This is a genomic window from Limnohabitans sp. Rim8, from assembly GCF_945869175.1.
Lineage (GTDB): Bacteria > Pseudomonadota > Gammaproteobacteria > Burkholderiales > Burkholderiaceae_C > Limnohabitans_A.
This window is the reverse complement of the sequence record NZ_CAMBNZ010000047.1, coordinates 1-20,709: the sequence shown is the minus strand read 5'-3', so window position 1 is coordinate 20,709 and position 20,709 is coordinate 1. Positions and strand designations below refer to the sequence as shown.

General features: G+C 59.0%; 19 protein-coding genes, 1 tRNA gene and 2 pseudogenes. 15 read left to right on the top strand and 7 right to left on the bottom strand.

Annotated elements, in window-relative coordinates:
• The 6 genes and pseudogenes from Q0O19_RS08620 to Q0O19_RS08595 form a co-directional block, all read left to right on the top strand.
• A pseudogene (locus tag Q0O19_RS08620) lies at positions 1-208 on the top strand (TonB-dependent receptor); the annotation flags it as partial.
• A gap of 18 nt (positions 209-226) precedes the next feature.
• A complete protein-coding gene (locus Q0O19_RS08615) occupies positions 227-1,030 on the top strand; it encodes an ABC transporter substrate-binding protein (protein WP_295521969.1) in 804 nt (267 codons plus the stop codon).
• Positions 1,023-1,961, top strand: coding sequence for an ABC transporter substrate-binding protein (locus tag Q0O19_RS08610; RefSeq protein WP_295521966.1), 939 nt, complete (start codon positions 1,023-1,025; stop codon positions 1,959-1,961). The genes Q0O19_RS08615 and Q0O19_RS08610 overlap by 8 nt, the downstream gene beginning before the upstream one ends.
• On the top strand, positions 1,958-2,974 hold the full coding sequence (locus Q0O19_RS08605; RefSeq protein WP_295521962.1) for an iron ABC transporter permease: 1,017 nt from the start codon (positions 1,958-1,960) through the stop codon (positions 2,972-2,974). The genes Q0O19_RS08610 and Q0O19_RS08605 overlap by 4 nt, the downstream gene beginning before the upstream one ends.
• On the top strand, positions 2,971-3,741 hold the full coding sequence (locus tag Q0O19_RS08600; RefSeq protein ID WP_295521959.1) for an ABC transporter ATP-binding protein: 771 nt from the start codon (positions 2,971-2,973) through the stop codon (positions 3,739-3,741). Before Q0O19_RS08605 ends, Q0O19_RS08600 begins: the two co-directional genes overlap by 4 nt.
• A 35-nt stretch (positions 3,742-3,776) precedes the next feature.
• Positions 3,777-4,019 (top strand): glutaredoxin domain-containing protein, encoded by a 243-nt coding sequence (locus tag Q0O19_RS08595; RefSeq protein WP_295521956.1) that lies wholly within the window; start codon positions 3,777-3,779, stop codon positions 4,017-4,019.
• Between the two features lie 65 nt (positions 4,020-4,084).
• On the opposite strand, the gene nth is transcribed toward Q0O19_RS08595, so the two are convergent.
• Positions 4,085-4,717: an endonuclease III gene (nth, locus tag Q0O19_RS08590; RefSeq protein ID WP_295521953.1), complete on the bottom strand. Its 633-nt coding sequence runs from the start codon at positions 4,715-4,717 to the stop codon at positions 4,085-4,087.
• A gap of 69 nt (positions 4,718-4,786) precedes the next feature.
• Here nth and Q0O19_RS08585 point away from each other — a divergent pair, with 69 nt between their 5' ends.
• From Q0O19_RS08585 to Q0O19_RS08575, 3 genes are read left to right on the top strand one after another with little or no spacing between them, the layout of a single operon-like run.
• The gene (locus Q0O19_RS08585) at positions 4,787-5,983 is read left to right on the top strand and encodes a PLP-dependent aminotransferase family protein (RefSeq protein ID WP_295521951.1); all 1,197 of its coding nucleotides are present in this window, start codon (positions 4,787-4,789) and stop codon (positions 5,981-5,983) included.
• Positions 5,984-6,005: 22 nt separating this feature from the next.
• Positions 6,006-6,815, top strand: a complete 810-nt coding sequence (locus Q0O19_RS08580; RefSeq protein ID WP_295521948.1) for an alpha/beta hydrolase — start codon at positions 6,006-6,008, stop codon at positions 6,813-6,815.
• Between the two features lie 10 nt (positions 6,816-6,825).
• Positions 6,826-7,050 (top strand): DUF3820 family protein, encoded by a 225-nt coding sequence (locus Q0O19_RS08575; protein WP_295521945.1) that lies wholly within the window; start codon positions 6,826-6,828, stop codon positions 7,048-7,050.
• Here Q0O19_RS08575 and serB read toward each other — a convergent pair.
• Both serB and mfd read right to left on the bottom strand, forming a co-directional pair.
• Positions 7,040-7,768, bottom strand: a complete 729-nt coding sequence (gene serB / locus Q0O19_RS08570; protein ID WP_295521942.1) for a phosphoserine phosphatase SerB — start codon at positions 7,766-7,768, stop codon at positions 7,040-7,042. The genes Q0O19_RS08575 and serB overlap by 11 nt on opposite strands.
• A gap of 32 nt (positions 7,769-7,800) precedes the next feature.
• Positions 7,801-11,307, bottom strand: coding sequence for a transcription-repair coupling factor (mfd, locus tag Q0O19_RS08565; RefSeq protein ID WP_295521940.1), 3,507 nt, complete (start codon positions 11,305-11,307; stop codon positions 7,801-7,803).
• 92 nt (positions 11,308-11,399) lie between these two features.
• On the opposite strand from mfd, the gene ispD reads away from it, so the two are divergent.
• Together ispD and ispF are read left to right on the top strand one after the other, a co-directional pair.
• Positions 11,400-12,200 (top strand): 2-C-methyl-D-erythritol 4-phosphate cytidylyltransferase, encoded by an 801-nt coding sequence (gene ispD, locus Q0O19_RS08560; protein ID WP_366939056.1) that lies wholly within the window; start codon positions 11,400-11,402, stop codon positions 12,198-12,200.
• Positions 12,197-12,691, top strand: a complete 495-nt coding sequence (gene ispF / locus Q0O19_RS08555) for a 2-C-methyl-D-erythritol 2,4-cyclodiphosphate synthase (protein WP_295521937.1) — start codon at positions 12,197-12,199, stop codon at positions 12,689-12,691. Before ispD ends, ispF begins: the two co-directional genes overlap by 4 nt.
• Here ispF and Q0O19_RS08550 read toward each other — a convergent pair.
• From Q0O19_RS08550 to Q0O19_RS08540, 3 genes are all read right to left on the bottom strand, one after another.
• Positions 12,669-13,913 carry an ATP-binding protein gene (locus Q0O19_RS08550; protein ID WP_366939055.1) on the bottom strand — a complete coding sequence of 415 codons (1,245 nt, stop codon included), beginning with the start codon at positions 13,911-13,913 and terminating at the stop codon, positions 12,669-12,671. The two genes, ispF and Q0O19_RS08550, sit on opposite strands and share 23 nt — an antisense overlap.
• Before the next feature lie 134 nt (positions 13,914-14,047).
• Entirely contained in the window at positions 14,048-14,779 is a 732-nt protein-coding gene (gene ompR, locus Q0O19_RS08545) for a two-component system response regulator OmpR (protein WP_295521931.1), read from the bottom strand.
• 13 nt (positions 14,780-14,792) lie between these two features.
• Positions 14,793-15,563 (bottom strand): 3-hydroxybutyrate dehydrogenase, encoded by a 771-nt coding sequence (locus tag Q0O19_RS08540; protein ID WP_295521928.1) that lies wholly within the window; start codon positions 15,561-15,563, stop codon positions 14,793-14,795.
• A 100-nt stretch (positions 15,564-15,663) separates the two neighbouring features.
• Here Q0O19_RS08540 and Q0O19_RS08535 point away from each other — a divergent pair, with 100 nt between their 5' ends.
• The 3 genes from Q0O19_RS08535 to Q0O19_RS08525 all read left to right on the top strand — a co-directional run bounded on the left by Q0O19_RS08535 (position 15,664) and on the right by Q0O19_RS08525 (position 19,049).
• Positions 15,664-16,593 carry an alpha/beta hydrolase gene (locus tag Q0O19_RS08535; RefSeq protein WP_295521925.1) on the top strand — a complete coding sequence of 310 codons (930 nt, stop codon included), beginning with the start codon at positions 15,664-15,666 and terminating at the stop codon, positions 16,591-16,593.
• A 40-nt stretch (positions 16,594-16,633) separates the two neighbouring features.
• Positions 16,634-18,871 carry a bifunctional (p)ppGpp synthetase/guanosine-3',5'-bis(diphosphate) 3'-pyrophosphohydrolase gene (locus Q0O19_RS08530; RefSeq protein ID WP_295521973.1) on the top strand — a complete coding sequence of 746 codons (2,238 nt, stop codon included), beginning with the start codon at positions 16,634-16,636 and terminating at the stop codon, positions 18,869-18,871.
• A 101-nt stretch (positions 18,872-18,972) separates the two neighbouring features.
• Positions 18,973-19,049: transfer RNA gene (locus tag Q0O19_RS08525), tRNA-Val, on the top strand.
• 561 nt (positions 19,050-19,610) lie between these two features.
• Here Q0O19_RS08525 and Q0O19_RS08520 read toward each other — a convergent pair.
• Positions 19,611-20,153, bottom strand: a pseudogene (locus tag Q0O19_RS08520) (IS30 family transposase); the annotation flags it as partial.
• A gap of 16 nt (positions 20,154-20,169) precedes the next feature.
• On the opposite strand from Q0O19_RS08520, the gene Q0O19_RS08515 reads away from it, so the two are divergent.
• Positions 20,170-20,709, top strand: a 540-nt coding sequence (locus tag Q0O19_RS08515) for a LysR substrate-binding domain-containing protein (protein WP_295521922.1), incomplete at its 3' end; no start/stop codon positions are given.

The following is a 20,709-nucleotide window of genomic DNA, read 5'->3' as shown; positions in this document are numbered from 1 at the left end:
CACCGGTGGACGTCCAGACATCGAAGGGAAACCGGGTCTGGACAGCTACCTCTTGCTCGATTTGACGGCCCGCTATACCTTGAACCGTGATTGGACCTTGTTTGGGCGCATTGAAAATGCCACCGACAGCCGATACCAGACGGCTTTCGGTTACAACCAGCTCCCTCGAACCACCACTGTAGGTTTGAGCTGGAAACTCAAGTCTTGATGTCGTCGCTCGCAGATCATGAACAACTTGTTACCCCAGCGCATAGTGTGTCTCACCGAAGAGACCACCGAATGGCTCTACTTGTTGGGGCAGGAACATCGCATCGTGGGCATCTCGGGCTACACCGTACGCCCGCGCCGGGCTCGGGAAGAAAAACCCAAAGTCAGCGCTTTTCTGACCGCCAAGATCGACAAGATCCTGAACCTCAAGCCTGACTGCGTGTTCGGTTTTTCTGATTTGCAGGCCGACATCGCTTCCTTGTTGATCAAGGCGGGCGTGCAGGTCACGGTGTTCAACCAGCGCAGCGTGGACGAGATTTTCTCGGTGCTCTACCAAGTGGCGGCCATGGTCGGTCAAGCTGAGATTGGCTTGGTCCAACTGGCAGCCATGCGTGCAAAGCTGGACGCTATCGCCCAGCAGGCATCGGGCTTCAAGCGGCGGCCCCGGGTCTATTTTGAGGAATGGGATGAGCCCCACATGAGCACCATCCGTTGGGTGTCCGAATTGATGGGGATCGCAGGTGGGGACGACGTGTTCCCTGAGTTGGCCATGCAATCCATGGGGCGCGACCGCATCATCGCCAGCGGCCAAACCATCATTGATCGTGCGCCTGACATCGTCATTGGCTCTTTGTGCGGAAAAAAGTTTCGTCCCGAAAAGGTAGTGGCTCGGGCGGGTTGGCAAGACGTACCGGCGGTGCGGAATGGGCAGATTTTTGAAATCAAGTCGGCGGATATTTTGCAGCCAGGCCCCGCTGCACTCACCGACGGTGTGGCCCAGATGCACCGCATCTTCAGCCAGTGGGAAGCAGTGCATGCCTGAACGTTTCAAAGGATGGCGCCCCACCTTGATTCTGATGGGTCTTGTTGGCTTGGCCTTCTTGAAGTCCGCGTTGGCTGTCACCGTGCTCGATGACCGCCAGCAAGAGGTGCACCTGGCCCAAGCCCCGCAACGCGTCGTGAGCTTGCTGCCGTCACTGACTGAGACCGTTTGCGCCTTGGGTCAGTGTCACAAATTGGTGGGGTTGGACCGGTACTCCAATTGGCCCGAATCGGTCAAGTCTGTGGCGCGTGTAGGCGGCGGGCTGGACCCCAACATCGAAAGCATCGTCGCCCTCAAGCCTGATCTGGTGCTGGCTGCGGGTTCCACCCGAGGAGCGGATCGATTGCAAGCATTGGGTCTGACGGTGCTGCGCCTAGAGCCGCGCAACCATGCCGACGCACAGCGTGTTTTGCGCACGGTGGCACAGGCGCTGCATGTGCCTGCAGGCGAGAGCGATCGCGTATGGAGAGGCATTCAGGCGGGCGTGCGGGGGGCGGTGCAATCCCTCAGCCCTGCGGCCAAGATGCAGCGTGTTTATTTTGAAGTCAGCCCCGCACCCTATGGCGCGAGTGAATCGTCCTTCATTGGCGAAACCCTCACGCGCATGGGCGTGGGCAACATCCTTCCTGCATCCATGGGCCCATTTCCCCAGGTCAACCCGGAATGGGTGGTGCGAGCCAGGCCCGATGTGATCATGGCAGGCGACAGCAGCCGCGCCAGCATGGTTCAACGCCCTGGTTGGAGCCGCTTGCGCGCCATGCAAGGCGAACGCCTGTGTGTATTCAAGCAAAACGAATCAGACCTTCTGGTGCGTGCAGGTCCGCGCATGGCCGAAGGCGCGCAGTTGATGGCCGATTGTCTGAACCGCGCAGCTTCACAAGTTGAAGTGGATGCAAGTCAAGCCGCTGCCGCTGTCGGAGCTGTGCGGTGAACGCCAACACCCACGCACCCCGATGGGCGCTGGTGCTTTTGGCATTAGGCCTGATCGTGGTTTTGTTCGGCACGGCCGCAGGCAGTCAAGGCTGGCAGGCTTGGTGGACGGCCGAAGCCGATGAGGTGTCGCGCCAGATAGTCTTGGACATTCGTTTGCCGCGCAGTTTGGGTGCTTGGCTTGGCGGAGCCTTGCTGGGCTTGGCCGGAGCGGTGGCGCAAGGCCTGTTTCGCAACCCCTTGGCCGATCCGTATTTGTTGGGCAGCGCCTCGGGCGCGTCGCTGGGCGTGAGCATTTATTTGAGTTTGTGGGGCACCACTACCTTTGTCAGTGCTTGGGCACGGAGTGGCTGGTTTGGCTTGGGGCTGACCGGTACCGCCTTTCTGGGCGCGGTCCTGGCGGTGTTGCTCACACTGACTTTGGCGCGAGGTGTGCAGCAAACGCTGCGCCTGTTGCTGGCGGGTGTGGTGGTCGGTGTTGTGCTGGGGGCCGTAACATCTTTGATTTCCATGCTGCAACCTCAGGTTTTGCAGGCCATGCAAGGATTCATGTTGGGCTCGACCGCTTTTGTGAGCTGGAGCGCCTGCGTCACCCTCGCCGTCGTGTTGGCGGTTTGCTTGTCATTGTCTTGGGGTTTTGCCAACGTCTTGGATGCATTGAGTTTGGGTGAGTCCACTGCGCAAAGCTTGGGCGTTCCCTTGACTTTGGCGCGTCTGGTTCTTGTGGCTGTGATTTCATTGGCCACGGGGGCTGCGGTAGCGCACATCGGTTTGGTGGCTTTTGTGGGTTTGGCTGCGCCCCATTTGGTGCGCTCGCTGGTGCGCTGCACCCATGCCTGGCGATTGCTCTTGTCAGCACTCATGGGTGCTGCTTTGCTGTTGTTGGCCGACGTGTTGGCCCGTGTTTTGTTGGCACCACAAGAGTTGCCCGTGGGGGTGCTCACCGCGGTGTTGGGCGGCGCTTATTTGCTTTGGCGCGTGTACCGCGATGGCAAGGCCGGAGATGACGCATGAGGCCCGCGCTGGAAACCCGTCAATTGAGTGCTTCTTTGGGGGGACGCAGGGTTCTCAAAGACATTGACCTGCAGATCCAACCAGGGCGCTGGACCTGTGTGGTGGGCCCCAACGGGGCGGGCAAATCGAGCCTGCTCAAAGCAATGGCAGGTTTGTTGTCATGCAGCGGGGAGGTCCTGCTGCAAGGACAGCCCCTCGCGGGGCTCAGTGACAAACAAAAGGCGCTTCAACTCTCATGGATGGGGCAGGGCGAATCCAGCACCTTGGACCTGCGTGTGTGGGACGTGGCCATGCTTGGACGCCTGCCGCACCAAAACTGGCTGGCCACGCCCACTCAGCAAGATGCGCAGATGGTGGAAGCTGCCCTGAAGGCCACCCAGGCTTGGGACTGGCGGGATCGAACTTTGGCTGAGCTGTCGGGCGGCGAGCGCCAACGTGTACTGCTGGCACGCGCCATGTCGGGCAACGCACCCACCATGCTGATGGACGAGCCTCTGGCCAACCTAGACCCACCCCACCAAGTGGACTGGCTGGAGCAGGTACAGTGTTTGCTGGTACAAGGCACCACGGTCGTCAGCGTGCTGCACGAGATTGGCATGGCCCTGCATGCCGACGACATCGTGGTCATGAGCGAAGGCCAAGTGGTGCACCACGGTGCAGGCAGCGACACAGTCACGCACTCAGCCATCGAGGCGGTCTTTGGTCATCGCATCCGCATCCGAGCTTTGGATGGTCAGTGGGTTGTTTTGCCGCGAATCGCTCAATAGGGTTTTGCTTTTTGGCTTTCGATAGAATTTAGAGTATGGAACTCAAAATCGTTGTCTACTCCAAGTCCGCATGCCCACAATGCGAATCCGCCAAGATGGTGCTCAAAAACAAGTCCTTGGCATTTGAAGAAATCAAGATCGACGGTGAAGCTGAGCGCATGGCTTTTTTCGAAAAATGCGGCCCGTCGGTTCGCCAAATGCCTCAAATCTTCATCAACGACCAGCGCGTGGGCGGCTTGGCTGGCCTGCAAGCTGCATTGACCCAATTAGAGCGCTGATCCGGGCAACAGAGCCACGCTGCTCCTCGGTTGGCATGTCAGAGCCAGCCATTTCACATTCCGAGTCAGGGCGTCTTGGGCTTGAAATCGCAAAACGCCGCCACAGCGCATTGCCCGCACAGGGGCTTGCGCGCTTGGCACACATAGCGCCCGTGCAAGATCAACCAATGGTGTGCGTCCACCAAGAACTTGGCCGGGATACGTTTGAGCAGTTTTTCTTCCACTTCCAGCGGCGTTTTGCCAAGGGCCAAGCCCGTGCGGTTGCCCAGCCGAAAAATGTGCGTGTCCACGGCCATCGTAGGCTCACCAAAGGCTGAGTTGAGCACCACATTGGCCGTTTTGCGGCCCACGCCGGGCAGGGCTTCGAGGGCTTCACGGGTGCGGGGAACTTGGCCACCGTGCTGCGCCACCAAAATGCGGCAGGTTTCCATCAGGTGCTTGGCTTTGCTGCGGTACAGGCCAATCGTCTTGATGTAGCCCTCCAGTCCTTCCAGCCCGAGGTCCAGGATTTTTTGCGGCGTGCCCGCCACCGGGAACAGCTTGCGCGTGGCCTTGTTGACGCCCACGTCGGTGGCCTGGGCCGACAGCAGCACGGCGGCCAGCAGCTCAAAGACGCTGGTGTATTCCAACTCCGTCACAGGCATCGGGTTGGCGGCTTGCAGCGTGGCAAAAAAAGATTCGATCTGAGCGGTCTTCATGGCAGTTTGATGTGGAGGTGTGGATGTTGGCAAAATAAGGGCCAATTCAACCCGAGAAGATACACCACCATGTCTTTGCAATTTGCCGATCGCCTGAACAACGTCGAAACCTCCGCCATCCGTGAGCTGTTCAAGCTCCTGGGCAAACCGGGCATCATCAGTTTTGCGGGTGGCTTTCCCGACAGTGCCATGTTCGATGTGGATGGCATCCGCGAAGCCAGCAATGCCGCACTGAGCCAAGACCCTGGGGCAGCCCTGCAGTACGGTGCTACTGAAGGGTTTGGCCCGCTGCGCGAGCAGCTGGCCCACTTCATGGGACAAAAAGGCGCCCATGACGTGGCGGCAGACCAGTTGATCGTGACCACCGGCAGCCAGCAAGCGCTGGACTTGATCGGTAAAACCATGATCAGCCCGGGTGACAAGGTGATCGTGGAAGGCCCGACATTCCTCGCCACCATCCAGTGCTTCCGTTTGTATGGGGCCGAACTCATCAGCGCTCCGGTGGACGGCCATGGTGTCAAGACCGACGACCTGGAGAAACTGATCGCCGAGCATCAACCCAAGTTCGTCTACCTGATTCCCACCTTCGGCAACCCCAGTGGTGCCTTGCTCAGCGCCGAGCGCCGCAAAAAGGTGCTGGAGATGGCGGTCAAGCACCAGACCCTGATCGTCGAAGACGACCCCTATGGCGACTTGTATTTCGGCGAAGTGCCCCCGCCCAGCTTGCTGGCCTTGAGCAGCAGATTGCCCGGCAGCCGCGAGCTGCTGGTGCACTGCGGATCGCTTTCCAAAGTGCTGTCGCCAGGCCTGCGTGTGGGCTGGATGGTGGCACCCGCCGAGCTGTTGGCCCGCGCCACCATGTGCAAACAGTTCAGCGATGCGCACACCAGTACCTTTGCCCAGGCCACGGCCGCCCAATACCTGCAAGCCGGTCGCATGCCCGCCACACTGCACAATGTGCGCGCCGTCTATGCTAAGCGCGCCCAAACCATGGGCGACGCGCTGCGCCGTGAGTTGGGTGATGCTGTCGAGTTTGTACAGCCCCAAGGCGGCTTGTTTGTCTGGGCACGCCTGACCGGAGCTGGGGGCAAGGTGAACGACGGCAATGTCTTTGCCAAACGCGCCATCGACAACGGTGTGGCCTTTGTGCCGGGCACACCGTTCTTCTGCGCCAACCCCGACCCTGCCACCTTCCGTCTTAGCTTTGCCACCGTGGGCGAAGACAAGATCTTGGAAGGCGTCTCGCGCCTGGCCAAGGCGCTTTAAAGGCTTGGCAAGAGGCAAGGAAATGTCCACAGAGTTTTGCATCACCGTCAACGGCACTGAGGTTTGGCTGCAAGGGCAGGGGGACGAAGTCATCCTCATGCTGCACGGCTGGCCCGACACCCGTGCCCTGTGGGACGGCACTGTGGCGGCCTTGCAGGACCGTGCCACCTGTGCACGCCTGACGTTGCCGGGCTTTCAAAGTGGGCCTTCGGCAACCAGCCTGGACGACATGTGCCATCTGCTGCGGCAGATCGTCGACCGGATCAGTCCGGAGACACCCGTGACCTTGATGCTGCACGACTGGGGCTGCATCTTTGGCTATGAATTTGCCATGCGCCACCCGGCCCGGGTGGCCCGTGTGGTGGCGGTGGATGTGGGTGACCACAACTCGGGTTCGCTGTTGCGCAGTTGGGGCTCGAAAGAAAAGCTGTCGGTCATGGGCTACCAAGTGTGGCTGGCACTGGCTTGGAAGCTGGGCCACCACTTCAGCGAAAACCTCGGCACCCGCATGACCCGTGCCATGGCCCGTTGGCTGCGCTGCCCCACAGACTCATCCACCATCACCCACCAAATGAACTACCCCTATGCCATGCAGTGGTTCGGCACGGCGGGTGGTTTCAAAGGCGCTGGTCAAATCCAGTTGCCCATGTCGCTGCTGTTTGTCTATGGCGAGCGCAAGCCCTTCATGTTCCATTCGGCCCAATGGCTGGAAAAAGTTGCATCCGCCCCCGGCAGCGCAGTGTATGGGTTGCCCTGCGGGCATTGGGTGATGATCTCGCGGCCCGAGGCTTTCCACGCCCGGGTGCGTGATTGGCTTTGGGGCAAGGCTTGAACACGCCGCCATGAAGCCTGAAGACCTGACGAAGCTGGTCACCATGCCCATGCCTTTCGGCAAACACAAAGGCATGCTGATCGCCGACTTGCCCGGCAATTACCTCAACTGGTTTGCGAGGGAAGGCTTTCCAAAAGGCGAGATCGGCGAGTTGTTGCGCTTGATGCACGAGATCGACCACAACGGTTTGAGCGATTTGCTCAAACCACTGCGCCAAGGTCGCGTCAGGGCTTGACGACTTCCAGCAGACGGTCCAACCCGCCTGCGTTGATCGCCACCATCGCCTGCTCACGCACCTTGGGTTTGGCGTGGTAAGCCACTGACAAACCCCCTGCGTCCGAACACACACCCATCATGGGCAAGTCGTTGGCACCGTCACCCATGGCGATGCACTCATGCGGCTCGATGCCCAAAAGCGACGCGACTTCGAGCAAGGTGCGGCGTTTTTCAGCGCCGTCACAAATGTCGCCCCAGCTTTGCATCACCAAGCCACCCGTGAGTTCTCCGTTGACGATTTCAAGTTGGTTGGATCGGGCAAAGTCGATGTTCAGGCGCGCTTTGACCCGGTCGGCAAAAAAGGTGAAGCCGCCAGACACCAACAGCACCTTCAAGCCGGCCTTTTGGCAGGCGACGATCAGCTCGGCCGCACCGGGGTTGATCTTCAGGCGATCGGTGTAAACGCGTTCCATGTCGGCCAGCGTCACGCCCTTGAGCAGGGCCAGGCGGCGGCGCAGGCTTTCCTTGAAGTCGGTGATCTCGCCGCGCATGGCCGCTTCGGTGATGGCCGCCACCACGGCCTTGCGGCCCACGGCATCGGCGATCTCGTCGATGCACTCGATGCTGATGAGCGTGGAGTCCATGTCAAACGCGATCAGCTTGAACTGAGACAGTGACAGGGGGGCGGTGAAGCCTTGAATGGCAAGGCCGGGGGCGAATTCGTTGGGGGTGGTCATGGGTCAGGATTATCGAAGATCGTCAAAGAGATTCAGGCACCGGCCATTTCGGTTTTCGGCTGCCCCAAACTCCTAAGCACATCCCGCACCATCTGAGCCCGCGCCTTGGGGTCGGGTAATTCGCGTTCAATGCGGATTTTGTCGTTGCCCGCCAGCTTGATGTGTTTGTTTTTCTGGATCAGGCCGATGATGGCCATGGGGTCCACGGGCGGGTTGGGTTTGAAGGTGATCTGGATAACGCCCGGGGCAGCATCGACCTTGATGACGCCATAGGGCTGGGTCAGCACGCGCAGGCGGTGCACGTCCACCAGGGTTTGCGCTTGCGGGGGCAGTTTGCCAAAGCGGTCGACCAGCTCTTCGAGCAAGCCGTCGATCTGGTCGCTGGTTTTGGCGGTGGCCAGTTTTTTGTAAAAGGACAGGCGCAGGTGCACGTCGCCGCAGTAATCGTTGGGCAACAGGGCGGGGGCGTGCAGGTTGATGTCGGTCGTGACCGAGAGGGGGCTTAGCAAATCAGGCTCTTTGCCCGCTTTGAGGCAACGCACCGCTTCGGACAGCATTTCGTTGTAGAGCTGAAAGCCCACTTCGAGCATGTTGCCGCTCTGGTTTTCACCCAGCACCTCGCCCGCGCCGCGGATCTCCAGGTCGTGCATGGCCAGGTAAAAGCCGCTGCCCAGTTCTTCCATTTGCTGAATGGCATCAAGCCGCTGGGCAGCTTGTTTGGTGAGGCCTTCGATCTCAGGCACCATCAAATAGGCGTAGGCTTGGTGGTGCGAGCGGCCCACGCGTCCACGAAGTTGGTGCAGTTGGGCCAGACCAAATTTATCGGCGCGTGAAATCACGATGGTGTTGGCCGTGGGCACGTCGATGCCGGTCTCGATGATGGTCGAGCACAGCAAGATGTTGTAACGCTGGGCCACAAAATCGCGCATCACGCGCTCAAGTTCGCGCTCGGGCATCTGGCCGTGGGCCACGGCGATGCGGGCTTCGGGCAGGATTTCTTCCAGCTTTTGGCGGCGGTTTTCGATGGTCTCCACCTCGTTGTGCAAAAAGTAGCACTGCCCGCCGCGTTTGAGTTCACGCAGCACGGCTTCGCGGATCACACCCGTGCCTTCGTTGCGCACAAAAGTTTTGATGGCCAGACGACGCTGGGGCGCCGTGGCAATGACGCTCAGGTCGCGCAAACCTTCCAAAGCCATGCCCATGGTGCGGGGAATGGGGGTGGCGGTGAGCGTCAGCACGTCCACCTCGGCACGCAAGGCTTTCATGGCCTCTTTGTGGCGCACGCCAAAGCGGTGTTCTTCGTCGATGATGAGCAGGCCCAGGTCATGGAACTTGGTGGATTCGCTCAGCAGTTTGTGCGTGCCGACCACGATGTCCACCGTGCCGTCGGCAATGCCTTTGAGGGCGGCAGTGACTTCCTTGCCCGAGCGAAAACGAGAGACCTCGGCCACCTTGACAGGCCACTTGGCAAAGCGGTCTTTCAGGGTTCGGTAATGCTGCTCGGCCAGCAACGTGGTGGGTGCCAGGATCGCTACTTGCTTACCACCCGTGACGGCCACAAAGGCAGCGCGCAAGGCCACTTCGGTCTTGCCGAAACCCACATCACCACACACCAAGCGGTCCATGGGGCGGGGGCTGATCATGTCTTGAATGACGCAGTGGATGGCCGCTTTTTGGTCGGCGGTTTCTTCGAAACCAAAGTCGTTGGCAAAGGTTTCGTAGTCTTGCGGGCTGTAGCGGAAAGGGTGGCCCTCACGCGCGGCTCGGCGGGCATAAATGTTGAGCAGTTCGGCGGCCGAGTCGCGCACCTGCTCGGCGGCTTTGCGCTTGGCTTTTTCCCATTGGCCTGAACCCAGTTTGTGCAGCGGCGCTTCGTCGGCACTCACGCCGGTGTAGCGGCCAATCAGCTGCAGTTGGCTCACGGGCACATAGAGCGTGGCTTGATCGGCGTATTCGAGGTGCAAAAACTCCTGCAGGGCAGGCGTGCCGTCCTCGTTTTTCTGGCCCATGTCCATGTTGACCAGGCCCCGGTAACGGCCGATGCCGTGCTGGCTGTGCACCACTGGATCGCCCACATTCAACTCACTGAGGTCTTTGATCAGCGCTTCAACGTCGCTGACCTGTTCCTGCTTTTTGCGGCGGCGTGTGGTGGGGCCTGCAGCGAAGAGTTCGGTTTCGGTGACCAGGTCGATGCCGTGCTCAAACCAGTGGAAACCACTGTCCAAGGCTGCGGTGGCGATGCCAACTTTTTCAGTGCTGCCTAAAAATTCTTGCAGGCTGTCAAACACCGACGGCGTGAGGCCGCTGGAGCGCACAAAGTCCAGCAAGCTTTCGCGACGGCCATCGCTCTCGGCCAAGATCAGCACCCGGCTGGCACTGCCGCGCAGGTGGGCTTGCAGCCGGGCCAAGGGGTCGTCGGCACCACGCACCACAGTGAGTTCGGGCAGGGCTTGCGCCAAGGTGTTGTCGGGTAAATCGGCGGTTACCGAGCGCAAAGCCAGCTGCGCGTGGGCGTTGGTCAGCGTGTAGAACTGTTCGGCGTTCAAAAACAGGGCTTCGGGTGGCAGCACCGGCCGCTCGGGGTCGCCCTGCACCAGACGGTAGCGGTCTTTGGTGTCTTGCCAAAAGCGTTGGAAGGCCGGTTCCAGATCACCGTGGAGCACCACGGTAGCTGCATCGCTTGGTGTGGAATGGGGGCCTGCACCCAGGTAATCGAACACAGTGGCGGTTTCTTCAAAGAAGAGTGGCAGGTAGTACTCGATGCCGGCCGTGGCCACACCGTTGCCCATGTCTTTGTAAATGCGGCTCTTGGTCGGGTCACCTTCGAGCAGTTCGCGCCAGCGGCTCCTGAAACGGGCACGCGCCGCATCGTCCATCGGAAACTCGCGCCCGGGCAACAGCCGCACTTCGGGGACCGGGTAAAGGCTGCGCTGACTGTCGGGGTCAAAGGTTCGGATGGAATCGATTTCGTCGTCGAACAGGTCCACCCGGTAAGGCACGAGCGAACCCATGGGAAACAGGTCGATCAAGCCACCGCGCACCGCGTATTCACCCGGGCTGACCACCTGGCTGACGTGGGAGTAACCGGCCAGGGTCAGTTGGGCCTTGAGCTGGGCTTCATCGAGTTTTTGTTTGACCTTGAATTCAAAGGTGTAGCCCGCCAAAAAGGACGGCGGTGCCAGTCGGTACAGCGCGGTGGTGGCGGGCACCAGCACCACATCAGCGCTTTCGGGGTGATGGCGTTGCTTGATGCGCCACAGCGTGGCCAAGCGTTCTGAGATCAAGTCCTGGTGCGGTGAGAAGGTGTCGTAAGGCAGGGTTTCCCAGTCGGGAAACATCACACAGCGCAGCTGCGGGGCAAAAAACACCAACTCGTCCCTCAAGCGCTGGGCGTCTGCCGCGTCGGCGGTGAAGATGGCGGTCAGCTTGCCGGCCTTTTTATCGCGCTCGGCCAGCTGTGCCAGCAAAACCGCGTCGGCCGATCCCGCCGGACGGGGCAAGGTGAAGCGTTTACCGAAAACAAGGCTGGGCAGTTGCATGTGGGGGTCAAGGGGAAAAAGCAAAACACCCCCCGCCATCATGGCGGGGGGTGGAGATCTGATGAGACTGACCATTGTAAAAGCCTCTATTGATGACCTTACACCTTAAGCAGGGCAAGGGTGGCAAATGGCATTTTGGGCAGCGCAGCGAACTCCTACAATGGGGCTACATGTCCAAGACTTCTGCCCCTCGTTTTCATGTTTTGGTGCCTTGTGCGGGCACGGGCAGCCGTGCAGGCACGGCCATCCCCAAGCAGTACCAAGTGGTGGCGGGGCAAACCATGGTGATGCACACCTTGCAGACCTTGAGCCGCGTTGCTCAGCTCAGTAGCGGTTGGGTGATCTTGTCACCCGAAGACCCTTTCAATTGGCCCTCCGTGGCATGGCCAGCCCATTTTCGTCGGGTCCATTGCGGTGGCACCAACCGTGCCCAAAGTGTCTTCAATGGCTTGTCGGCAATGCGCCAATCGGGGCTGTTCGACCATGACTGGGTGCTGGTGCACGATGCGGCCCGTTGCCTGATCACACCTTCTGCGGTGGAGCAGTTGATCGAGACCTGCCGTGAAGACCTAGTGGGTGGCTTGTTGGCACTGCCACTGCCGGACACCTTGAAGCTGCAAACCATCGATGCGCAGGGTGCCCGCGTAGCCAGCACCGTGCCAAGGGAAGACAAATGGTTGGCCCAAACACCACAAATGTTCCGTTTGGGCGCTTTGCATGAGGCCTTGGCCCAAGCTGCAAAAAATGGCTTTGAAGGCATCACGGACGAATCCAGCGCCATGGAGCGGCAAGGCTTTTCACCTCGCTTGGTGCCCGGTTCGGCCCAAAACTTGAAAATCACTTACCCGGCAGACTTTGCGTTTGCAGAGGCTGTTTTGAAAGGCCAAACATGAACATCCGCATTGGTGAGGGTTGGGACGTTCACGCCCTGGTGCCCGGGAGAAAGCTGGTGTTGGGCGGCGTCGAAATCCCCCACAGCAGTGGCTTGTTGGGGCACTCAGACGCTGATGTACTGCTGCACGCCATCACCGATGCGGTGTTGGGTGCGGCGGGACTGGGGGACATTGGACGCCATTTTCCGGACACGGACGCGAAGTTCAGGGGGGCCGATTCGTCGGTGTTGCTGGCAGAAGCCATGCGCCGAGTCCGCGACACCGGTTGGGAGTTGGTGAATGTGGACTGCACCATCGTGGCCCAAGCCCCCAAATTGGCTCCGCACATGGCGGCCATGAACGCATCCGTGGCCAAGGCGTTGGGTGTGCAAACCGAGCAGGTGAATGTGAAAGCCAAGACGGCCGAAAAACTGGGCCCCGTGGGCATGGGCCAGAGCATGGAAGCACGGGCCGTGGCCTTGCTGACACTTAAGTTGCCACAGCCTGCCTGAACTTCATCAGCGCCATCAAACCTCCTGCGCTGTTGTTGAACACCGAAAAAGTCCCCCCCATGCGCTGAACCGAGCGCTCCACGATCGCCAAGCCGAGGCCAGACCCCGTGGCGGCAGTTCTGGCGGCATCGCCCCTGAAAAAAGGTTGGGTCAGGTTTTTCAGCGCTTCCTCTGGCACGCCAGGGCCTTGATCGCGAACGCGCAGTAAGACCCAACCTTCATGCACACGGGCCACGATTTCGACGCGCGCCACACCATCGCTGGGGCCTTGGCCATATCGACGGGCATTTTCCAGCAGGTTGGACAGCACGCGGACCAACTCCACGGCATCGGCCTTGACCATCAAGTCTTCGGCGACATCGACGGTGATGTCCAAACGAGGGTTCTGACGCCAGGGGGCGATGCTTTGGCTGATGACGCCAGACAACAAAACCGGCCCCAAGTCGCTGGCTTCGGGGCGAGCATAGTCCAAAAATTTGTCGATGATGGCATCGAGTTGGGCGATGTCAGCGGCCATCAAATCACGGGTTTCAAGGTCCGCCACACTCAACTCGGTTTCGAGTCGCAAACGGGCCAGAGGCGTGCGCAAATCGTGCGAGATGCCGGCCAGCATCAAAGCCCGCTCTTGTTCAATTTTCGCCAGCCGCTCGGCCATGCGGTTGAAGCCGATGTTGACCTCGCGTATTTCACTGGTCGCGGCGTCTTCGTCGAGAGAGGACGTGTGGAAATGGCCTTCGCGAACTTGACTGGCAGCGAAAGAAAGTCGTTGCAAGGGGCGATTGATCAAGCCCGCCACCATGGCCGCACCCGCCAATGACAGGGCCAGTGTGACACCCAACCAATTTAGCCAAGCCGTTCCCCCCAGTGGTTGAAGGCGCTCAGCGTCCATTTGCAGCCAATAACTGTCCCGCTCGATCTCGAAGCCTACCCAAAGGCCAGACGCATCGTTCACGCTGGAGGCGATCAGGGTTCCTGGCCCGAGCCGCTCCACCATCTCTTGCACCAGGCGATTTTCCAGGCCCGTGTTGCCAAATGGCACGATGCGGTCACCGGGTTCGCGGATGAGGATGCTGACGTCTTCTTCATCGGCCAGTGTTTTGAGCAAGGAGACCCGCGCGATGGCGTCGGTGTGCATCAGCGCAGTGCGTGTCAAATTGACGACCGTGGCGATCTGGTGGGCGTTGCGCAAAGTGCGCGGCTCATACTCTTGGGTGCGAAACATTTGCAGCCAAGCCAGGCTGCTGCACAAGATCAACAGAGCCAGTAAAAAAAAAGTGCGCCAAAACAAGCTCAGCGGTAAGCGGCGAGGCGATTTTTGAGGCGCCAGACCTTGAGATGACGCTGTTTCAGTGGGTGTCACGGCTGCCCATCGGGCACGAACACGTAACCCACGCCCCAAACGGTTTGGATGATCTTGGGGGCAGCCGGGTCCAGCTCGATCATTTTTCGCAGACGCGAGATCTGCACGTCCAAGCTACGGTCAAACGGCTCGAATTCTCGGCCTCGGGCCAACTGGGCCAATTTGTCCCGCGACAGGGGCTGCTTGGGGTGGCGTGCCAAAGCTTTGAGCATGGCGAATTCGCCACTGGTCAAGGGCATGTCTTGCCCGTTGCGTGTCAGTGAACGGGTGGCCAAATCCAGGACAAAAGCACCAAACTGGATGATTTCATGCTCGGCAGACGAGGGCGCGCCAGGGGATTCGTTTTGGGGTCTGCGGCGCAAAACGGCATGGATACGGGCCAGCAACTCGCGCGGATTGAAGGGCTTGCCCAAGTAGTCGTCAGCACCGATTTCAAGACCTGTGATGCGGTCCACATCTTCGACTTTGGCCGTCAGCATGATGACCGGGGTTTTCACGCCAGCAGCCCTCAGCCTTCGGCAAATGCTCAGGCCGTCTTCGCCTGGGAGCATCAAATCCAAGACCACCAAGTCGATGGTTTCTCTTTGCAAGATACGGTCGAGCGTTCGACCATCTTCAGCCAGCAAAACATCCAAACCCTCTTGCGACAAATAACGGCGCAGCAGATCGCGGATCCGAGCGTCGTCATCGACGATGACAATTTTGTCGAGACGAGATGAGGTGCTCATGGCGATGTTCTAATTATTGAGCCGTCCAGCCGCCGTCCATGTTCCAAGCCACGCCACGGACGTTGTTGGCAGCAGCAGAGCAGAAGAACACCGCCAACTCGCCCAGTTCTTCGGGCGTGGTGAATTGCATGGAAGGCTCTTTTTCTTGCAACAGCTGTTTTTTGGCTTCTTCGTTGGACAAACCCATGGCTGCAGCTTTGGCATCCACCTGTTTTTGCACCAGAGGCGTCAACACCCAACCGGGGCAGATGGCGTTGCAAGTGACGCCCGTGGTGGCGTTTTCAAGCGCCGTGACTTTGGTCAAGCCCACCACACCGTGTTTGGAAGCGACATAGGCAGATTTTTCAGCCGAGCCCACCAAGCCATGGGTCGACGCGACGTTGATGATGCGGCCCCAATTGGCCGCTTTCATGGCGGGCAGGGCCAAACGTGTGGCCAAAAATGCACTGGTCAGGTTGATGGCAATGATGGCGTCCCAGCGCTCAATCGGAAAGTCTTCAATCTTGGCCACATGCTGAATGCCCGCATTGTTGACCAGTATGTCCACGCGGCCGAAGGTCTCGGCGGCAAAAGCCATCATGGCTTCAATTTCTGTGGCTTGGCTCATGTCTGCGCCGTGGTAGGCGACTTTCACACCCAAGGCTGCAATCTCGGCCTTGGGGCCTTCGGTATCACCAAAACCATTGAGCACGATGTTGGCCCCTTGCTTGGCCAAAGACTTGGCGATGCCCAAACCAATACCGCTGGTGGATCCGGTGACCAACGCTGTTTTACCTTGCAACATGAATTTCACTCCGAAAGATGAATTAGGATGTTCAAAAGTCCATTATGGCGCTGCTCGATACCCTTAAGCCCTGTGCAGTGCCCAGATTGTCTCGAATGCCATGAACCATCCCGCCCCTCAACCCTTGCTTGAATTTGTGCCATGCACGCGCCCAGAAGGGGAATACCGCATGGCTTATTGGCGCTGGGGTGATTCTCAAGCCCGGCATTGGGTCGTGTGCGCCCACGGCTTGACGCGTCAAGGTCGGGACTTTGACCGATTGGCACAGGCCTTGGTAGCCCAAAGCCCGCAGCCCTTGCAAGTCATCTGCCCCGAAGTGGTCGGACGAGGCCGCAGCGACTGGTTGAACGATCCTGCGGGCTACCAAATCGCGCACTATGCCGCCGACATGTTGGCCATGCTGGGTCAGGTGAGTGCCGCATGTGGGCCGGACGCGCCCTTGCAAACCCTGGACTGGGTGGGCACCAGCATGGGCGGCCTGATCGGAATGGTTTTGGCCGGACAGCCTGGTTTGCCTTTGCCTGCACCCATTCGCCGCCTGGTCTTGAACGATGTGGGCCCTGCCATCACCTGGAGTTCGGTGCAGCGGATGCAAACTTATGTGGGTCAGTATGGCCAATACCGTGACCTGGCAGAAGCCGCCGCAGACTTGCGCCGTTTGTCAGCCGGTTTTGGCCCGGTTCCCGAGGACGTCTGGCTCGAGTTGTCCTCACACATGACGCGCCCCGGCTCTGACGCAGCTGTGACATTGCATTACGACCCGGCCATTGGCACCACGGTCCGATCCATGACCCAGGACATGGCCACCGCTGGAGAAGCGATGCTGTGGCAACTTTATGACCAGATTCAGGCCCGTACGCTGCTCATTCGAGGCGCCGACTCCGACTTGTTGACACCCGAAACTGCGCTCGCCATGACACAGCGCGGTCCACAGGCCACCCTGGAAACATGGCCTGGTTTTGGGCACGCCCCCACCTTGACCAGTGAAGATCAGATCCGGGTTTTAACCTCTTTTTTGTTGGGCGACTGAGATCATGGTCAGTCCCAGCATCAGCCATTCGGCCAGTCCCATGACGGCATCTGGGCGATTGCATGCCCCCGGGTTTCAATCGGTCCATGTGCCCCCAGTCATGCTGGCCACGGCAGAAATGGAGCAAGCCGATACCCTGGCCAAAGCCAGAGCGTTTGCCGCCCCCCTGATTTCGGGGGAATCGCTGGACACTGGCGAAAACATCCTGGCCCATGCAGACGCTGTGGCCCGTATCTTGGCCGACATTGGCGGATCGGTCGCCATGCAAGCGGCCTGCTACTTGGTCTACGCCTGTCCGCACCTGAACAAACCTGAGGAAGTGGTGTCCAAAGCATTTGGCCCACAACTGGCGCAATTGGCCATTCAAACCAACCAGTTGGTTCATGTTCAGCGTTTATCGCGGGCGGCCGAGTCGAACATTCATGGCCATGACAACACCCCCTTGAGTCCACAGGTTCAAACCGAAAACGTGCGAAAAATGTTGCTGGCTTTCAGCCGCGACTTTCGTGTGGTGATGCTGCGCTTGGCCTCGCGTTTGCAAACCTTGCGACATTACGCCGCCACCAAAAGTAGGGTACCAACCGCTTTGGCCAGTGAATCCTTGCATGTGTTTGCCCCCTTGGCCAACCGTTTGGGCATCTGGCAAATCAAGTGGGAGATGGAGGACCTGGCTTTCCGCTTTTTGGAGCCCGCCACCTACAAAGACATTGCGCTTTTGCTGGACGAAAAACGCACCGAGCGTGAGCGCTACATGGTGGCGCTTCGAGACCGTCTGCAAGGGGCCCTGGCAGAACAAGGGATCAACGCACAAGTGGATGGGCGGCCCAAACACATCTACAGCATCGTGCGTAAAATGCGCGGCAAGTCACTGGCGTTTGAACGGGTCTTTGACATCCGCGCTTTGCGTGTGGTGGTGCCGAAAGTGGCCGATTGCTACCAAGTGCTCAGCTGGATTCACGAGCACTTTGCGCCCATCCCTGAGGAATTTGACGACTACATCGCCAAGCCCAAAGCCAATGGCTACCAGTCCTTGCACACGGTGGTGCGCGATACCGATGATGGCCCGATCGAGGTACAAATTCGCACACACGCCATGCATGAACGGGCCGAAACCGGCGTGGCAGCACACTGGGCTTACAAAGAAGCCGGGGTCAAAGGCTATACCGGCGTATCGGCCAACAGCAGTTACGACACCAAAATTGCCGTGCTTCGGCAACTGCTGGCGTGGGAACGCGACCTGTCGGGCGCAGCGCAAGAGAAATCGCCTGGCAGCAACCTGTTTGAAGACCGCATCTATGTCCTGACCCCTGAAGCGGCCGTGGTTGAATTGCCGCAAGGTGCCACAGCGATTGACTTTGCTTACACGGTGCACACCAACTTGGGACACCGTTGCCGGGGTGCCAAGGTCGATGGCGTGATGGTGCCCTTGAACACTCCTTTGGCCAATGGCCAAACGGTAGAAATCACCGCCATCAAAGAAGGTGGCCCCTCACGCGACTGGCTCAACCCTGAACTGGGTTTTTTGGCCAGCCCACGGGCCAGAGCCAAAGTTCGGGCTTGGTTCAACGCCCAAGTGAGCGAAGAAACGATTGCCAAAGGCCGTGAAGCGGTCGAAAAATCCCTGCAACGGCTGGGTCGCACCGCCATGCGATTGGACGACTTGGCCAGCCAGCTGGGCTTCAAATCCGCTGACAGTTTGTTTGAGGTGGTGGGCAAAGACGAATACTCTTTGCGCAACATCGAGGTCTTGCTCAACCCCCCAGAACCGGCCATGGCGCCGGACGAGTACTTTCAAAAGAAATTCAAAGGTGTCGTGGCCCGCAAAACGGCCTCAGGCGTGCTGGTGGTCGGCGTCGACTCCTTGCTGACCCAGCTCTCGCGCTGCTGCAAACCCGCGCCGCCCGACGCGATTGGCGGTTTTGTGACCCGAGGCAAGGGCGTGAGCATCCACCGCCAAGATTGCAGCAACTTCCGTGAACTGGCTTCACGCCATGGTGAACGGGTCATCGACGTGCGCTGGGGCGAAGGCAAAAGCGCCGAAGGGTCTGTCTACCCGGTGGATGTTTCCGTGGAGGCCATGGACCGTCAAGGTTTGTTGCGCGACATTTCCGAGGTCTTTGCCAAAGAAAAGATGAACGTGATTGGGGTGCAAACCCAGTCCGTCAAAGGCACGGCGTGGATGACCTTCACAGTGGAAATCAGCGATGCGGTGAGCCTCAACAAAGTGTTGGGCAGTGTCCGCGGTGTCAAAGGGGTGAGGGCGGCCAAAAGGCGGTGAACTTTGTGTTGCCCACAAATAACCCCTGATTCTGACCATGCTTTGTCGCAGCAAAGCCTGGCAGAAGGCCCTTTTTTTGCTGTTACAATTCACAGCTTAGCAGGCGCGTAGCTCAGTTGGTTAGAGCACCACCTTGACATGGTGGGGGTCGCTAGTTCGAATCTAGTCGCGCCTACCAAATTCGGTAGAAAAAATAAGCACTTAACGGAAACGCTAGGTGCTTTTTTTTATGTTTGTGCGGATAAAGTTTGGATAACCACTTTCCAAACTCGTCAGAATTAGAATTGGCCGGTCGCTTCGGCCTATGCCCAACTCCGCTGGTCAAATCAAATAAAAGCAACCCTCACGCTGCTTTGGTTTTGGCAGCATCACGCTAATCCGTGACAGTAGTTACAGGCCGTGACCGGATGCCCGCATGGTAGTGGGCCGCATTGCACCGCATCGGTGATAGTAGGTCTAATTGAGCGGGTGATAGTAGCTGCGACCTGTTTGCATCTACCCCCCACAGGACCCAAAAGCCCAAGGGAGTGGGGGACAGATTCACTGTCTGCTCTCAAAGCACATGTCATTTTTTGCCCGAATAAGCTGCAGAGAAGTTGGTTGGGAACGCGACAGCCTGGCTTATTTTTTTGAGCGTTTTTTCAACTAAACGAGGCATCGCCCAAGATCTGGCTGTCAATTTCCGAACAAGATCTGTCGGTGGTTTTTAAACCCTTGAAGTCCGGTTTAGGCGGCGGATTCAACCGGTCAGTGCAACACATTCGCTGAACATCTCAGCGGGCGTTTGGAAGCCGAGCGTTTTGCGCGGCCTCTCGTTTAATTGTCGTGCAATTGCGTTGAGCTGAATTTGAGAGTAGCCAGACAGGTTCATGCCTTTGGGCAAGTACTGCCTGAGTAACCCATTAGTATTTTTGTTGCTTCCACGCTGCCAGGGACTTTTTGGATCGCAGAAGTAGACTCGGATATCGGTTGCCATCGTGAATTTTTTATGCCCATGCATCTCCGTGCCACGATCCCATGTCAGTGATTTATAGAGCTCTTGCGGTAACCTTCGAGCGCTCTTGATAAGGGCGTTGACCACCGTTTGCGAATCCTTGCCATCGAGCTTTATCAGCATCAGGTATCGCGTCTGGCGCTCAACAAGCGTTGCGACCTGGCTGTTGCCACTTCCAAATACCAAGTCGCCTTCCCAATGGCCAGGAATCGCACGGTCTTCAACGCAGGCAGGCCGCTCACTTATCGAAACTGCATCGACTATCTGGCCATGAATTGCTGTCTTTTCCACTAAGTAATTCAGGATGGCCTTGTCCGACATCGGCGAGGGCATCTACCTGCCGCTCGCCATCCGCAGCATCCAGTACACGGCTCCGGGAATTTCGCTGCGCACAGTAGTGATGCCGCCGCGGCAGCTCGAAGAAGCGATGGCTAATGGTGAGGTGGACCTGGCCGCGGGCTTCTTTCCCGACATCCGCGGCACCCAGGTCATCCAGCGGCGTTTCGGCCTGCACTCATTCACCTCCATCGCACGGGTGGGTCACCCGACCGCCAGCAAGTGCCTGACGATAGAGCAGTATGCGCAGCTGGGCCACATCGTCGTGGAGGCGACCGGGCGAAGCCAGGAAGTACTCGACCAGTTCCTGCGGGAAAAGCGCATCCCGCTCAAGGTGCTGCTGCGAACACCGCTCTTTATGAGCGTGCCCATCGTCGTTGCCGAGACCGACGCCGTGGCTATCGTGCCCCAGGCCCTGGGTGATTTCGCCCGGACCCACGGCGGCCTCCAGGAGATTCCGATGCCCTTCGTGCCGCCCACATTCCAGGTGAACCTGTTCTGGCATCGC